Below are 15,506 nucleotides of genomic sequence, written 5' to 3'. Positions count from 1 at the left end.
TGCCCCAAGGCTACTTTACCTGACCGGGGGACGCAAGACGAAGGCGAGGAACAGGCGGTTTATTGATTGAATTTTCAGCGTTCGGGGCGAGATGGCGTAAAAATAAAACGCCAGCCTTTCGGGCAGAAAAGCTGGCGTAATGGGATCGTTAAACTCGGCTACCCCACAGATCGTACTCGTCTGCGTGTTCGACTTTCACTTTAACGATATCACCGACTTTCACATCGGTTTCGCCGTTCAGGTAAACTGCACCGTCAATCTCAGGGGCATCGGCCATGCTGCGACCAATTGCACCTTCTTCGTCGATTTCATCGATCAGCACCAGCACTTCACGGCCAATTTTATCCTGCAAACGCTGGGTAGAAATCGCCTGCTGAAGCTGCATGAAGCGGTGGAAACGCTCTTCTTTGATCTCTTCCGGCACCTGATCCGGCAATTCATTTGCCGACGCGCCTTCGACCGGGCTGAATTTAAAGCAGCCCACGCGGTCAAGCTTGGCTTCTGTCAGGAAGTCGAGCAGCATCTGGAAATCTTCTTCCGTTTCGCCTGGGAAGCCGACAATAAAGGTAGAACGCAGCGTTAAGTCTGGGCAGATTTCGCGCCAGCGCTTAATGCGCTCCAGCGTTCTTTCTACTGCACCCGGGCGTTTCATCAGCTTGAGAATTTTCGGGCTGGCGTGCTGGAGCGGAATATCCAGATAAGGCAGGATTTTGCCTTCTGCCATTAACGGGATCACATCGTCTACGTGTGGATACGGATAGACATAGTGCAGGCGCACCCACACGCCCAGCGATGCCAGTTGCTCACACAGGCTGACCATACTGGTTTTGACCGGTTGCCCGTTCCAAAAGCCGGTACGCTGCTTCACATCCGCGCCGTACGCTGAGGTGTCCTGAGAAATCACCAGCAGCTCTTTTACTCCGGCATCCACCAGACGTTTCGCTTCATCCAACACCGAACCGATTGGACGGCTGTCCAAATCGCCACGCATAGAAGGGATGATGCAGAACGTACAGCGGTGGTTACAGCCTTCTGAAATTTTCAGATAGGCGTAATGGCGCGGCGTGAGTTTGACTCCCTGCTCGGGAACCAGGCTGGTAAACGGGTTGTGTGTTGGTTTTGGGACGTATTGATGCACGTGCGACAGCACCTGCTCGTAGCTGTGCGGACCGGTAATTTCCAGAACCTTGGGGTGCACTTCGCGTATTTGGTTTTCTTTGGCACCCAGACAGCCTGTTACGATGACTTTACCGTTCTCATTCAGCGCTTCGCCGATGGCTTCCAGCGACTCTTGTACGGCGCTGTCAATAAAACCACAGGTATTGACGATCACCAGTTCAGCATCGTCATAACGTGGGACGACCTGATAACCTTCAGTACGCAGTTCGGTCAGAATCCTCTCGGAGTCGACGAGGTTTTTCGGGCAACCGAGGGAAACAAAGCCGATACGTGGTTGTTGCATATTATTCGCTCACAAAATAAACAGAAAATAAAAACCGGAGGATTCTACACCATAGTTGATTATCCTTATAGTCAGTGGTGTAAAACTCAGCATTTTATCGCTGTGGAGATGACGTTTCTAATGACCGATTTCTTCAATAAATGTAAACCTTGCCCCGTTTTTTTGCACAAACACGGCCTGCCGCCTAAATTTACAGGACTTTTGTTGGATGGAGACAACGCTATGCCCTATCGCCTGATGCCTCGCAATTCTGCTTCACACACCCTGTTACGACGATTTTCTGCTGCGCCACATTGGCTGCTGCTTAGCGCAACGCTGCTGTTTTCCAGCCAGATCTTGGCGGCGGAACCGAAAGTGACGGAATTGCAGGATAAGCTGGATCACCCGTGGTCATTAGCGTTTTTGCCGGAAGATCAGGGAATTCTGATTACGGAACGCGCTGGGAATTTACGCTTATGGAAAGCGGGCAGCGCGCTGTCTGCACCGATAACTGGTGTACCGAAGGTCTTTGCTAAATCTCAGGGCGGATTGCTGGAAGTCGCACTATCGCCGGATTTTGCGCAGAATCGACGCATCTACCTGAGCTTTGCCGAAGAGGGGAGCGAGGGTAAAGCGGGAACCGCTGTCGGCTACGGTAAACTCTCCGAGGATAATAAGCGGTTAGAAAATTTCACCGTCTTCTTCCGTCAGGAACCGAAGCTATCGACGGGTAACCATTTCGGCGGCAAGCTGGCCTTTGATCGACAAGGGCACCTGTTTATCGCACTGGGCGAAAACAACGAACGCCCGACCGCACAAGATCTGGATAAATTACAGGGCAAAATTGTTCGCCTGACCGCAGATGGTAAGGTGCCATCCGATAACCCGTTTGTGAATACGCCTAACGCACGACCGGAAATCTGGTCTTACGGACATCGTAATCCGCAGGGATTGGCGATTAATCCGTGGTCTGGCGTGCTGTGGGAAAATGAGCATGGCCCGAAAGGCGGCGATGAAATCAACATTCCCAAAGCGGGCGAAAATTACGGCTGGCCGATTGCAACGCATGGCATTAACTATTCCGGACTGAAGATTCCAGAAGCGAAAGGAAAAGAGATCGCCGGTATGGTGAATCCTGATTTTTACTGGGAAAAGTCACCGGGCATCAGCGGAATGGCCTTCTATAACAGCGACCGTTTCCCGCAGTGGAAAAATTCCGTCTTTATCGGTGCGCTAGCAGAGAAGAACCTGATTCGGTTGACGCTTGATGGCGACAAAGTCGCGTCCCAAGAGCGCTTGCTGGGCGATCGCGGTGAACGCATCCGCGACGTAAGACTGGGGCCAGACGGCTACCTCTATTTGTTGACCGATCACGACAATGGCAAATTGCTGAAAGTCGGGTTGGAGTAAGAAATCAGGCACCTTACGGTGCCTGCCAGACTGTGAAAAATCTATTTGCGGAACGAAGACGGTATTAACGGAATAGAAGAGTAAAGCGTTTGCGCCAGGGATGGCGCAAGCCGAGCGCACAGGGAGGTGTTCACAGCGTCTTTACGATCTATCCGTTACTACCGCTCGACAGTCTTTGTCAGCAACCTCTCACCTTAAGACAGTGGAATCATGACGTGTTTCTGATACGCCGGACGCTCGGTGAGTTGCTGGTACCAGCGTTCCAGATGAGGATGTAGCTGCTGCTCAATCGGCATATTCAGCCAGCCGTAAGCAATACAGCCTAACGGAATGTCGCCAACGCCAAATTGATCGCCAGATAGCCACGGCTGATTAGCCAGGACGGTATCAACAATATCGAACAGACGTTCGCATTCGGCGATGCCTTTCTGGACCAATGCCATATCGCGTTTTTCCGGTGCGACGCGGACTATATTAATAAATACTGGCCCGAAAGACACGGCGAAGGATGTCGCCCAGTCCATCCATTTTTCGGCACTGGCGCGTTTGCCTGCATCGGCAATATACAGCGAATCCTGACCGTACTGTGCCGCCAGATAACGGACGATGGTATTGGATTCCCACAGCACCAGATCGTCGTCCCGCAAACACGGGATGAGGCCATTAGGATTCATCGCCAGATAATCGACCTCATGGTTAAGACCGAATTGTCCGCCCGCCGCAATATGCTGATAAGGCAGTGCAAGTTCTTCCGCACACCACAGGACTTTCTTTACGTTGGTCGAGTTATCACGACCCCAAATCGTTATCATAGTTGCCCCCTTTCTTCGTGAAGCCTGTCCCGATTATCCGCGACAGCCGATGAGAAATAATGATATGCCTTTTTAGTCTTTATGATTTAACTTGTCATTCTTAATAATGACAGCAAGTTACATTCAGACAGGAAAGTTACACAATGAAATTAACGCATTCTGTTCGCGCCGCCCTCGGCATCACACTGCTTGCTGCGGGGATGCAACTGGCGCTGGCCAGCAGCGATCCACAGACGATCACGTTTGGCGTAGCACCCGGGCCGTATGGTGACATGGTGAATCTGGCCATCAAACCTGAGCTGGTGAAAAAAGGCTACAAGGTTGTCGTGCGTGAATTCAGCGATTACGTTCAGCCCAATCTGGCGCTGGCCAACGGCAGCATTGATGCCAACCTCTTCCAGCATACGCTGTATCTGGAAAAATTCGCCGCCGATAAAGGGTTAAAAATCTCCCCGCTGATTACCGTACCGACAGCCAGCATGGGCTTCTACTCGAAGAAAATCAAATCGCTGGATGAGCTGAAAAAAGGAGACGTGGTCACGCTCTCTAACGACGCTACCAATCTGGCGCGTGGTCTGCGTTTCCTGCAATCGATAGGGTTGGTTACGATCAAAGCTGATATCGATCCGACCAAAGCATCGGAGAAAGATATTCTTGAAAACCCGCGCGGCTTGGTCTTCAAACCGATGGAAGCAGCGCAGTTACCCCGTACGCTGGATAGCGTGACGGCATCGCTGGTGAACGGTAATTTTGCGCTGGCGTCCGGAATGAAACTGTCATCGGCTATCAAGCTGGAAACGCTGGATGAAAACCTAAAAAATATTATTGCTGTGCGTACCGACGATCTCGATAAGCCATTTGTTAAAGATACCAAAGCGATTGTGGAATCACCGGCGTATGCTGCGGTGATCAACGATCCTGCGTTGATGTATAGCCAGTTCCAGAAACCAGAGTGGATGCAGGCGAAAACGCCAGCGCCCGCACAGTAAGTTTTAGGCTACACAGAATATCTTTTGGCCGGTCTATGACCGGCTTTCTTCTTTTCCGCTCAGGCCAGGAGTTTGCGGATAATGATTCAGCTAGAAGGGGTAAGCGTTGACTTCTCACAAGGGAAGCAACCAGAAAATCTCGCGGTAGACAACGTGTCGTTGCACATCCAACGGGGCGAGGTCTACGGGATTGTCGGCACCAGCGGCGCGGGGAAAAGCACGCTGCTGCGGACCATTAATCTCTTGCAGCGACCGACTGCGGGTCGCGTGCTCGTCAATGGCGTGCTCATCAGCGAATTAGCGGGGCAGCCGCTGCGGGAACAGCGACAGAAAATTGGCATGATCTTTCAGCATTTCAACCTGATGCAGACGCGTACCGTGGCGGAAAACGTGGCGTTCAGCCTGAAAGCCGCAGGGAAATCCAGTGCGGCTATCGCGGCGCGCGTGCCGGAAATCCTGAACGTGGTAGGGTTGGCGGATAAAGCGTCGTCTTATCCGGCACAGCTCAGCGGCGGACAGAAACAGCGTGTAGGTATCGCCAGAGCCATTGCCAACGATCCCGAAGTATTACTGTGCGATGAGCCAACGTCGGCGCTCGATCTGGAAACCTCAGCCGCTATTCTGGCGCTGCTGAAAGAGATTAACGAGACACTGGGCATTACCATCGTGCTGATTTCTCATGAGATGAGCGTGATTAAGGCCGTGTGCGATCGCGTGGCGGTAATGACGGGCGGGCAGGTTGTAGAAGAGGGTGATGTTTTCGATATCTTTGCGACGCCACAGCACGCATTTACGCGTCAACTGGTATCCCACACGCTCGATCTTGCATTGCCGCCTCGCTTGCTGGTGGATTTGCAGGGCACACTACTGAAGATTCTGTTTGTTGGCGAATCGGCGGAGCAACCCGTGCTGTCGGACGTGGCGATGCGCTTTGGCGTGTCCGTTAACATTCTGCACGGCAAGATCGAATACATTGGTAATCGTGCGCTAGGTATCCTCGTCGCGCTACTGGCTCATCCATCCGACCCCGAAAAAGTGACCGAAGCCGTGGCACATATTCAGGTAAGAACGGCGAACGTGGAGGTGCTGCATGGCTGATTTATGGATCGATCTGGTCGCGGCGTTTGGCGAAACGTTCCAGATGGTGGGGATCTCCACGCTGCTTGCCGTGATTGGTGGTTTACCGTTGGGGTTGCTGATTTACGTCACCGACAGGAACCTGTTCTGGCAAAACCGCGCTGTTTATCTGTTTGGCACGGTACTGGTGAATATCATCCGTTCTATTCCTTTCGTGATTCTGCTGGTCTTACTGCTACCGCTGACGCAGTGTCTCTTAGGCAATACGATTGGGCCTGTAGCGGCGGCGGTGCCGATGTCGGTCGCCGCGATCGCGTTTTATGCGCGTTTGGTGGATAGCGCGCTGCGTGAAATCGACCCCGGTATCGTAGAAGCGGCCGAAGCATTTGGAGCCAGCCCGATGCGTATTATCGGCACGGTGCTGCTGCCAGAGGCGAAAGCGGGACTATTGCGTGGCCTGACGATCACGCTAGTGAGCCTCATTGGCTATTCGGCGATGGCAGGAATTGTCGGCGGTGGCGGGGTGGGGGATTTGGCGATCCGCTTCGGCTATTACCGCTATGAAACCGAGGTAATGGTGATTACCGTTATTGCGCTGGTTATTCTGGTACAGGTGGTACAGACGCTGGGTGACTGGCTGTCAAAACGTGCAGATAAGCGCGAACGCCGCTAAGGGAATGTCCATCACTGGCACGAGGGAAGCTACGCTGTTATGTCCCTCGTGCTATCCGCTATTTTTCTGGTAGTCCTGCCGCCTGCATTTTCAGACATTCCTTAATTTCTCCTAAGTCCTTTTTTTATCTGCGTTTTTTTAGAAGCTTTCATTTCTTTGACTATCTTTACAGAAGGAACGGTTTTCATCCCAGAGATGACGCGTTACCTTTATATGTTACTAAAGTTTTCAAAACATATTGAAAATTAAGAATTTTTAACGACTGATGGATATCGCGGCGAACTCATGAAAACAACTCCTTTCCTGACCAGACTCACGTCTTTCTCTGTAGGTACGGTATTGCTTGTTGGTCTAGTGCCATTCACCTATGCGGAACAGTTGCCAGCGGTGCCGCAGATTGATGCTAAAGCCTATATCCTGATCGATCACCACAGCGGTAAAGTGCTGGCGGAAAGCAATGCTGATGAGCGTCTTGATCCTGCCAGCCTGACAAAAATTATGGCGAGCTATGTGATTGGGCAGGCGATCAAATCCGGTAAAATTCGTCCGACGGATGAAGTGACAGTCGGAAAAGATGCCTGGGCAACCGGCAATCCGGCGCTGCGTGGCTCGTCGCTGATGTTTCTTAAGCCGGGCGACCGTATCCCTGTTTCTGAGTTAAATAAAGGCATTGTCATTCAGTCAGGCAATGATGCCAGCATCGCGTTGGCGGATTACGTCGCGGGTAGTCAGGATGCGTTCGTTAGCCTGATGAACAATTATGCGAAGGCACTTAACCTGACGAATACGAATTTTCGGACCGTGCACGGTCTCGATGCGCCGGGGCAGTACAGCACCGCACGTGATATGGCGCTGTTAGGGCAGGCACTGATTCGCGATGTGCCGGAAGAATACGCGTTGCACAAGGAAAAAGAGTTCACCTTCAATAACATTCGCCAGCCTAATCGTAACCGTCTGCTGTGGAGCACTAACCTGAATGTGGACGGTGTGAAAACCGGCCACACCAACGGAGCGGGGCACAATCTGGTGGCCTCGGCCACCGAAGGCAATATGCGCCTGATTTCCGTGGTGCTGGGGGCGCAAACAGATGCCATTCGCTTCCGTGAAAGTGAAAAACTGCTCACCTGGGGCTTCCGCTTTTTCGAAACGGTAACGCCTATTAAGACGGATGCGCCTTTTACTACGCAGCGGGTCTGGTTTGGTACTGAGAAAGAGGCACGACTCGGCGTCGCACAGGATGCTGCGCTGACCATCCCGAAAGGGCAAATGAAAAACCTGAAGGCCAGCTTTACGCTAAATCAGCCACAGCTTGCCGCACCACTGACCAAAAATCAGGTTGTCGGCACTATCGACTTCCAACTGGACGGCAAGAGCATCGGACAGCGCGAACTAGTCGCGATGGATGATATCCCCGAGGCCGGTTTCTTTAGCCGCCTCTGGGATACGGTGGTGATGAAGGTGCAGCAGTGGTTCGGTGGACTATTCAGTTAATTTCCGGGGTGGATTAACTGAATGCCGTTGTTGGAAAAATAACGTAAGTAGGCGTCGCTCGGGGCGCTGTCGGAAATGACGGTATCAAACAGCGTCATCGGGCCAATACAGGCGCGTTTAATCTGACCGAACTTGCTGCTGTCCGCCACTAGAATGATTCGCTGTGCGGTTGCCATCGCGCGTTGCTTCATGCCCAGTTCGGCAAAGTTAAAGCAGGTGGCACCCGCAGTCAGTTCGATACCCGCCGCAGAGATAAAGGCTTTGTTCGGACAGACGTTGTCCAGCTCGCTTCGCTGGTTGAGCGGGGTAAAAATCGCGTTATCTGGATGGTATTCCCCGCCGCACAAAATCACTCTGCACGCCTTTTTTTCCTGTAGTGCTAAAAAGGTGTTCAGGGAATAGCAAATCGCGGTAAAGGGCAACTCATCAGGAATGGCATCAATGATGAAAGGAATCGTGGTGCCACAGTCGAAAAAAACGGTATCGTTTGCTTCCACCAGATAGGCAGCCGCAGTACCGATAGCCTGCTTCTCTCTTACGTGCTTGCTCTGCTGGTCGGAGACAAAATAGTTCGTGACACCGTTATTCTTCAGGTCGCTAACCACGTAGCCGCCGAGCAGCATGACGCTGGTGGAATCGGCATTCAGATCGCGGCGCACGGTCATCTCGGAGACGCCGAGTAGCTGTGCGGCGTCTTTAAGATGGAGTTTATCGGTTTTCTTTAATGCCTGAGCCAGTCTGCCGATTCGTTCGTCGCGCCGCGTTTCCATAAAATTCCCTGCTAGTAAGCTATTTTTTGTTGTTAGTAGTTTCCTGCTGCGGCAGCTTCACCTGAAACGATAGCGACGCCTGAACTGGTGCCGATACGTGTGGCGCCTGCTTCAATCATACGCTGTGCCGTTTGGCGATCGCGAACCGCGCCGGATGCTTTGACACCCATGTCGCTGCCGACGGTGCTACGCATCAGTCGAACGTGTTCTTCACGTGCGCCGCCGGTGCTGAAACCGGTAGACGTTTTGACGAACGCGACATCCAACTGACGACACATTTCACACACCAGGATAATCTGTTCGTCATCAAGCAGACAGGTTTCCAATATTACCTTCAACGGTATAGCGGCGCAAACCTCACGCACGGCCTGAATATCCGCTTTGACGGCGGCAACATTCCCGCTTTTCAGCCAGCCGACGTTAATCACCATATCGATTTCCTGTGCACCGGCATCAATCGCCGCTTTCGCTTCAAAAGCTTTGCTGGATGTCAGGCCTGCACCAAGAGGGAAACCGATAACAGAGCATACCTGTACTTCTGTGCCTTTCAGCTTTTCGGCTACGAGGGGAACGTAACCTGAGTTAACACAGACGGCATAAAAACGGTGAGCGATCGCTTCATCGCACAGGGTCACGATTTGCTGTTCGGTGGCATTGGCTGCCAACAGTGTGTGGTCGATATAGCGTGCGTAGTCAGTCATGGTAAATCCTTGGAGGTGGAGATAAGAAATCAGATAGCGTGATTATGACACTCAATGATTTTTATGTCACAAAAATAACAATAAAATTAATTTTTGTTATTTTAATAACAAAAAATGAAGTGAATGTGATAGCGGATGCATGAAGAGTGAGAAGAGGAGGTGTTTTGGCTAACGTAGAGCAGAAAAGAAAACGCCCATCGTTCTTGAACCTGAAAGGCGGGAACGATGGGCCCCTCAATAAGGGGAATCAAAGAAAAGCAGTGGCACTTATTCAGACTGTAGGGCAAAGAAAAAGTTCTGGCTTTGAGAAAATAATATTGACGTTTTTTTACACTTTCTCAGCCAGGCAGTTCAGGCCAGATAACCACGATAAGTGAACCTGCTAAGGTGAGTAGCACGTTAGCGATAGCATAAGTGCCCGCATAGCCGAGCGCAGGGATGTTACTGCGCGCGGTATCGCTGATAATTTCCATCGCGGGAGCACAGGTTCGTGCACCCATCATGGCACCAAACAGCAGCGCACGGTTCATTTTCAGCACATACGCACCAAACAGAAAACAAATCACCACTGGCAGCAGACTCACGATCAGCCCTGAAGCCAGCATCTGAATACCAACGTCGCCCAGACTGCTGTTGATGGTGCTACCTGCACTCAGGCCAACGCCAGCCATAAAAACCATCAGGCCGAATTCTTTGACCATGTTAAGTGCGCCTTGCGGAATATAGCCGAAGGTCGGGTGGTTGGCGCGCAGGAACCCCAGCATGATACCGGCGAACAATAATCCAGCTGCGTTACCGATGCCAAAGGTGAAGTTGCTGAATTGGATGGTGATCAGCCCGACCATCACGCCGATGACGAAAAAGGCGCAGAAGGCCAGCAGGTCGGTAACCTGGCTATGAATAGAAATGAACCCGATTCTGTCAGCAATGCTTTTGACCCGGCGGGCGTCACCGCTGACCTGCAAGACATCGCCTTTATTCAGCACGACGTTATCGTCAATCGGCATTTCAATTTGGCTACGGACAATACGGTTGAGGAAACAGCCGTGATCGGTCAGCTTCAATTGGCTCAGGCGTTTGCCGACGGCATTGTGGTTCTTGACGACAATCTCTTCCGTTACGATGCGCATATCCAGCAAATCACGGTCGAAAACCTCTTTGCCATCGCGAAAATTGGAGTTCAGGCGAGAATGGGCGTCGGGATAGCCGACCAGCGCGATCTCATCGCCGATTTGCAAGACGGCGTCACCGTCGGGGCTGGCTAGGATCCCGTTGCGTCGGATGCGTTCGATGTAGCAGCCAGTCTGGCGATAAATCCCCAGCTCGCGCAGATTCTTGCCGTCCGCCCAGTCAACCAGTTCCGGCCCGACCCGATAGGCGCGAATCACGGGCAGGTACACTTTTCTCTGGCTGTCTGGGTCTAATCCGCGCTCGCGTGCAATCTGCTGAGCACTGGTAGGCAAATCCTGATGCTGGAGTTTGGGCAGGTAGCGTGCGCCAAAAATGAGGCTGACCAGCCCGACCAGATACGTCAGCGCGTAGCCCAAACTCAGGTGATCTTGCTCAATACCGAGCTGGTTACCCAAACTGGCGGTGTTGCGCAGCGTATCGCCCGCACCGACCAGCACCGGCGTTGAGGTCATGGACCCGGCCAGCATCCCCGCCGTCAGGCCAATTCCCCAACCAAAGAATTTGCCTAAGCCTAACGCCAGTAACATAGCGCTGCCGACCATCACCAGCGCCAGCATGAAATAATTCTTTCCGTCGCGGAAGAAAATAGAAAAGAAATTTGGCCCAGCTTCCACGCCCACGCAAAAAATAAATAACATAAAGCCGAGGCTCAGCGCTTCGGTATTAATCGAAAAATGCTGTTGGCCGAGTAATAAAGAAACAACTAAAACTCCAATAGAATTACCGAGTTGTACTGGCCCGAGGCGCAATTTCCCCAGACAGAGTCCTAATGAAAGAACCACGAATAAAAGTAGAATGTAATTCCCATTTAACAAATCAGCGACGTTTATATTCATGGAATGTAACTTGTTGTTTACCAGTAAGTTCTTGATGTTATTCATTATAGCGGCTAGATTTAGCCATGAAATGCATGAATTCCCGTGACGGTATCAATACGCGTCAGCTGAAAGGAATCAGCCTCGTTCAGTATAATTTATCCGATAAAAATTGTTCAGTGTAATTATTGTTTAATTTAATGATTGTGGTGTCGCTGTTGAAGAAATGCGCTGGGTTATCGTCTTTTTCTGTGGATAGCCTGCGTGTCGAATAAATCGTAGCGAAGCCTCATGTTTTTCATATCGGGGAATAGATACACCAATCATTTTTACCATGCCGCATATTTTCGGTATCTGGTTGAGGCAGGTTGGGAGGCATATTGAGTGGGGGCGATTTATGGCAAGAAATAAAGGCTGGGTTGGTGCGACCTGCTGTTTTTTATTGTTCACCGTCGTGTTTCTGAGTCAAAAGATTGAGGCATCAGAGGTTGCGGTGAGTGATGGGCTACGTGGTAGTCCAGGAATGTTGCTTTTTCTGCTGCCCGGCATGGTGGCCTGTTTTCTTTCCGCGCGCGGTCGCCTGCTTTACCCGCTGTTTGGTGCGTTGGCGGCAATGCCCGTGTGTTTGCTGGTGCTCCACCTGTGGAATACGCCAATGCGCTCTTTCTGGCAAGAGCTGGCCTACGTGATGAGTGCCGTCTTTTGGTGTGTTTTGGGGGCAATGGGCGTGCTGTGTTTGCGGAGTCTTTATCGGCGCTATCTTCGTTGACGGACGCGGTTCCGAACCCATAAAAAAGCGCGGACTGTCGCCGCGCTATTGTTTTGTCAGTTCGATGATTTAGGTGTTCTGCCAGTGTGATGATTATGACTGGAACAGAGCCAGATGCTCTTTAGCATAGGCTTCAAAATCGGTGCAGCCGCCGATGTGTTTTTCATCCAGGAAAATCTGCGGTACGGTTTCAACCGGCTTTCCTACCGTCTTGGACAAATCTTCTTTCGAAATGCCTTCTGCGTGAATGTCTACATAGCGGAAGCTGAAGTCATCACGTTGCTCGGCCAATTTCTCTGCCAGTTCTTTCGCACGTACACAATAAGGGCAAGCGGGGCGCCCGAAAATTACAGCGAACATGTAAACTCCTTTGTAAAATTAGAAAAATGTTCTCATTCTTGAAACGTATAGCGTGACGCCCATTACAGACGAGGTCACGGCTAAAAATGTTACGGTTAATGAGGGTACTGCGAATCGCGTCACTATACCGAAATTTATCAATACTATGCCCGCATTCATTGATGAAAAAAAGTAGTCATTACCTGTTACAACGATTTGCTGAAGCTATTAGGCGGTGGGGTAATGCAGATTCCGCCCGAGCTACGATATAATTTCGTCATACTTCAAGCTGCCTATGAGATGTACTTTACCGACTGAAGGATGCCAGTGTGACACCAACGATTGATTTGCTACAGCGCCACCGTTCTATTCGCGCGTTTACGTCTCAGGCCATAACGGATGAGCAACGCCATGCCATCATTACTGCCGCACAAAGTGCGTCCAGCTCCAGTTTTTTACAATGCAGCTCAATTATCCGTATTACCGATCCTGCGGTGCGTGAAACGCTCGTTCACTATACTGGCGAGCAAGGCTATGTGGCGCAGGCGGCAGAATTTTGGGTCTTTTGTGCCGATTTTCACCGGCATGTGACGATCTTCCCACAGGCAGAAACCGGGCTTGCTGAGCAATTGCTGATTGGCTGCGTCGATACTGCGCTCATGGCGCAGAATGCACTGATTGCCGCCGAATCGCTGGGGTTGGGTGGGGTATTTATCGGCGGGATCCGCAATCGAATCGCTGACGTGACGCAGTTGTTGCAACTGCCAACGTTAGTTCTGCCATTGTTTGGTCTGTGTCTGGGGCACCCAGACGCGGACCCCATGCTGAAACCGCGCATGCCAACCGCGATGATGCTGCATGAAAATGTCTATCAGCCGCTCGACCGCGATGTGCTGGCGCAATACGACCAGCAGATGGTGGAATATTATCTGCAACGTACCGGTAGTCGTCGTGAAAGCTGGAGTGAGCACGTGGAACGGACGCTGAAAAAAGAGTTACGTCCATTCATGCTGGACTACTTACATCAACAAGGATGGGCGATACGTTAGTATCCGTAGGATATTTATGAAGATAGCCATTCTGTCTCGTGATGGGGCGTTATATTCCTGCAAACGTCTGCGTGAAGCGGCTGAGGCGCGCCAACACAGCGTTGAGATTATCGACCCGCTTTCCTGCTACATGAATATCAATTCGGCGGCGCCATCGGTGCATTACCGCGGGCGTCGGCTGGATAAATTTGATGCGGTTATTCCGCGTATCGGTTCACAGATCACGTTTTATGGTACGGCGGTATTGCGCCAGTTTGAAATGCTGGGCAGCTACCCGCTGAATAATTCTGTCGCCATCATTCGCGCCCGCGACAAACTGCATTCGCTGCAACTGCTTGCTCGTGAGGGGATTGACCTGCCGATCACCGGATTTGCTCATTCGCCGGATGATACCGGCGATCTGATTGCGATGGTGGGCGGTGCGCCACTGGTTGTAAAGCTGGTGGAGGGCACGCAGGGAATCGGTGTGGTATTGGCCGAGACGCGACAGGCGGCCGAAAGCGTGATTGATGCCTTTCGCGGGCTGAATGCGCACATTCTGGTGCAGGAGTACGTGCATGAAGCGCAGGGGAAAGATATCCGTTGTTTTGTGATCGGCAACCGCGTTGTTGCGGCGATTGAGCGACAGGCGAAAGCGGGAGAATTCCGTTCAAACCTGCATCGCGGCGGGTCGGCGAATAAAGTGAAAATTACGGCGCAGGAGCGTGCGATTGCTATCAAGGCGACAAAAACGCTGGGGCTGAATATCGCGGGCGTTGATATATTGCGTGCCGATCGGGGGCCGCTGGTGATGGAAGTCAACGCCTCGCCGGGGCTGGAAGGGATTGAAACGACGACTGGACTCGATATTGCCGGCATGATGATTGAGTTTATTGAGCAAAATACCCAGAGGCGCTTCGCAATATCGGCAACAATAAGCAAAAGTTAGCTTTCTGAAACAGGGACCGCGCCGTAAAATACGGCGTTCCTTATTTTGGCGTGTAAGCACTGGACAGCGGCGCTATCCGGTACGTCACGTGCCGTGGAACGAGGAAAGCGGGTGGCGGGGCGCTTTTATCATGGCATCGTCGCGCAATATTCCGTAAGCTATGGGCCGTTTTTAACGCTGTTTCTGTTTTAACATCGCTTCTGTGTAAACGGTGTTTTCTTTTCAACAACGCTGTCTGTACGGCGGCAGGTATGAGGCAAACATGATGGATTCACTCATCGTCCCGGATTTGGCTATGCTACGGCGGTGGCTGGATCAACTGAACATTCTGTATTTCGAATGTGATTCCTGTCAGGCGCTCCATCTTCCTCATATGCAAAATTTTGATGGCGTGTTCGATGCGAAAGTTGATCTGGTAGATAACGTGATTCTGTTTTCTGCTCTTGCCGAAGTGAAGCCCAGCGCGTTGATTCCTCTGGTTGGCGATCTGAGCCAAATCAATGCCAGCTCGTTGACCGTCAAGGCGTTTATCGACGTTCAGGATGATAATCTGCCGAAACTGATTGTCTGCCAGTCATTTAGCGTAGCCGCTGGCATGACGTTGGAACAATTCAGACATTTCATGCAGCAGTCCGAAGAACAAATCTCAATGGTGATCCTTGAGGCCGGCGCTAATAATCTGCTGTTTATCGGCGAGGAAGAAGAGGGCTCTGCTGCCAGAGTCACCACCTCTCATCTGCATTGATACGGTTGCTGCCAACGGCAGCAATTGGTTTTACTTATTTTCCTTTCACCGCCATTTATTCTGGTTATTTCGCATTATTGCCAGATATTTCTCTTTGTTTGCCGCTAAACGCCTTCATCACATCGATAAAATGTGAATAAATAATCGTTAAAACCCATTTTTTACGTTCAAGTATGGTGCACACGATGTTGTGGGGTTATGCTTTATTCCTGTAAGACACAGACAGCGGAATCAGGGCTATGTGTGTGTCTGGGCGAATAAAAATCGGTGCATACTCATTCACCGATTGGAGAGCGCGGCAGGACA

At 51.4% G+C, this 15,506-nt stretch carries 15 protein-coding genes; 9 read left to right on the top strand and 6 right to left on the bottom strand.

The window, feature by feature from the left end; all coding sequences use genetic code 11:
• Nucleotides 1-148 precede the first annotated feature (148 nt).
• A complete protein-coding gene (gene rimO, locus QWJ20_RS02140; RefSeq protein WP_109412757.1) occupies nucleotides 149-1,462 on the bottom strand; it encodes a 30S ribosomal protein S12 methylthiotransferase RimO in 1,314 nt (437 codons plus the stop codon).
• Nucleotides 1,463-1,684: 222 nt separating this feature from the next.
• Between rimO and QWJ20_RS02135 the strand changes: the two genes are divergently transcribed.
• Complete coding sequence (locus QWJ20_RS02135; protein WP_433991725.1) at nucleotides 1,685-2,851, top strand: PQQ-dependent sugar dehydrogenase; 1,167 nt, start codon at nucleotides 1,685-1,687, stop codon at nucleotides 2,849-2,851.
• Nucleotides 2,852-3,045: 194 nt separating this feature from the next.
• On the opposite strand, the gene QWJ20_RS02130 is transcribed toward QWJ20_RS02135, so the two are convergent.
• Nucleotides 3,046-3,663: a glutathione S-transferase family protein gene (locus QWJ20_RS02130; protein WP_127156869.1), complete on the bottom strand. Its 618-nt coding sequence runs from the start codon at nucleotides 3,661-3,663 to the stop codon at nucleotides 3,046-3,048.
• A gap of 143 nt (nucleotides 3,664-3,806) precedes the next feature.
• On the opposite strand from QWJ20_RS02130, the gene QWJ20_RS02125 reads away from it, so the two are divergent.
• From QWJ20_RS02125 to QWJ20_RS02110, 4 genes are all read left to right on the top strand, one after another.
• A complete protein-coding gene (locus QWJ20_RS02125) occupies nucleotides 3,807-4,652 on the top strand; it encodes a MetQ/NlpA family ABC transporter substrate-binding protein (RefSeq protein WP_205550884.1) in 846 nt (281 codons plus the stop codon).
• 81 nt (nucleotides 4,653-4,733) lie between these two features.
• The gene (locus tag QWJ20_RS02120; protein WP_180789524.1) at nucleotides 4,734-5,750 is read left to right on the top strand and encodes a methionine ABC transporter ATP-binding protein; all 1,017 of its coding nucleotides are present in this window, start codon (nucleotides 4,734-4,736) and stop codon (nucleotides 5,748-5,750) included.
• Nucleotides 5,743-6,402: a methionine ABC transporter permease gene (locus tag QWJ20_RS02115; RefSeq protein WP_014915042.1), complete on the top strand. Its 660-nt coding sequence runs from the start codon at nucleotides 5,743-5,745 to the stop codon at nucleotides 6,400-6,402. The genes QWJ20_RS02120 and QWJ20_RS02115 overlap by 8 nt, the downstream gene beginning before the upstream one ends.
• Nucleotides 6,403-6,687: 285 nt before the next feature.
• Nucleotides 6,688-7,893 (top strand): serine hydrolase, encoded by a 1,206-nt coding sequence (locus QWJ20_RS02110; RefSeq protein ID WP_043901850.1) that lies wholly within the window; start codon nucleotides 6,688-6,690, stop codon nucleotides 7,891-7,893.
• On the opposite strand, the gene deoR is transcribed toward QWJ20_RS02110, so the two are convergent.
• The 3 genes from deoR to QWJ20_RS02095 form a co-directional block, all read right to left on the bottom strand.
• Nucleotides 7,890-8,663 (bottom strand): DNA-binding transcriptional repressor DeoR, encoded by a 774-nt coding sequence (deoR, locus tag QWJ20_RS02105; RefSeq protein ID WP_110163059.1) that lies wholly within the window; start codon nucleotides 8,661-8,663, stop codon nucleotides 7,890-7,892. The two genes, QWJ20_RS02110 and deoR, sit on opposite strands and share 4 nt — an antisense overlap.
• A 32-nt stretch (nucleotides 8,664-8,695) precedes the next feature.
• Nucleotides 8,696-9,364 carry a deoxyribose-phosphate aldolase gene (deoC, locus tag QWJ20_RS02100; RefSeq protein ID WP_433991724.1) on the bottom strand — a complete coding sequence of 223 codons (669 nt, stop codon included), beginning with the start codon at nucleotides 9,362-9,364 and terminating at the stop codon, nucleotides 8,696-8,698.
• Nucleotides 9,365-9,702: 338 nt separating this feature from the next.
• On the bottom strand, nucleotides 9,703-11,391 hold the full coding sequence (locus QWJ20_RS02095) for an aspartate:alanine antiporter (protein WP_014915046.1): 1,689 nt from the start codon (nucleotides 11,389-11,391) through the stop codon (nucleotides 9,703-9,705).
• A gap of 376 nt (nucleotides 11,392-11,767) precedes the next feature.
• Between QWJ20_RS02095 and QWJ20_RS02090 the strand changes: the two genes are divergently transcribed.
• On the top strand, nucleotides 11,768-12,139 hold the full coding sequence (locus QWJ20_RS02090) for an inner membrane protein YbjM (RefSeq protein WP_014915047.1): 372 nt from the start codon (nucleotides 11,768-11,770) through the stop codon (nucleotides 12,137-12,139).
• A gap of 93 nt (nucleotides 12,140-12,232) precedes the next feature.
• Here the strand turns inward: QWJ20_RS02090 and QWJ20_RS02085 are convergent, their stop codons facing one another.
• Nucleotides 12,233-12,499, bottom strand: coding sequence for a GrxA family glutaredoxin (locus tag QWJ20_RS02085; protein WP_010277298.1), 267 nt, complete (start codon nucleotides 12,497-12,499; stop codon nucleotides 12,233-12,235).
• Between the two features lie 308 nt (nucleotides 12,500-12,807).
• On the opposite strand from QWJ20_RS02085, the gene nfsA reads away from it, so the two are divergent.
• From nfsA to QWJ20_RS02070, 3 genes are all read left to right on the top strand, one after another.
• Complete coding sequence (gene nfsA, locus QWJ20_RS02080) at nucleotides 12,808-13,527, top strand: oxygen-insensitive NADPH nitroreductase (protein WP_320721805.1); 720 nt, start codon at nucleotides 12,808-12,810, stop codon at nucleotides 13,525-13,527.
• A 16-nt stretch (nucleotides 13,528-13,543) separates the two neighbouring features.
• Nucleotides 13,544-14,455, top strand: a complete 912-nt coding sequence (gene rimK / locus QWJ20_RS02075) for a 30S ribosomal protein S6--L-glutamate ligase (RefSeq protein ID WP_014915049.1) — start codon at nucleotides 13,544-13,546, stop codon at nucleotides 14,453-14,455.
• Nucleotides 14,456-14,720: 265 nt separating this feature from the next.
• Nucleotides 14,721-15,200, top strand: coding sequence for a YbjN domain-containing protein (locus QWJ20_RS02070; RefSeq protein WP_039275494.1), 480 nt, complete (start codon nucleotides 14,721-14,723; stop codon nucleotides 15,198-15,200).
• Nucleotides 15,201-15,506 lie beyond the last annotated feature (306 nt).

Source organism: Pectobacterium sp. S5 (assembly GCF_051707265.1).
Classification (GTDB): domain Bacteria; phylum Pseudomonadota; class Gammaproteobacteria; order Enterobacterales; family Enterobacteriaceae; genus Pectobacterium; species Pectobacterium polare.
This window is presented reverse-complemented; position numbering and strand designations above follow the sequence as displayed.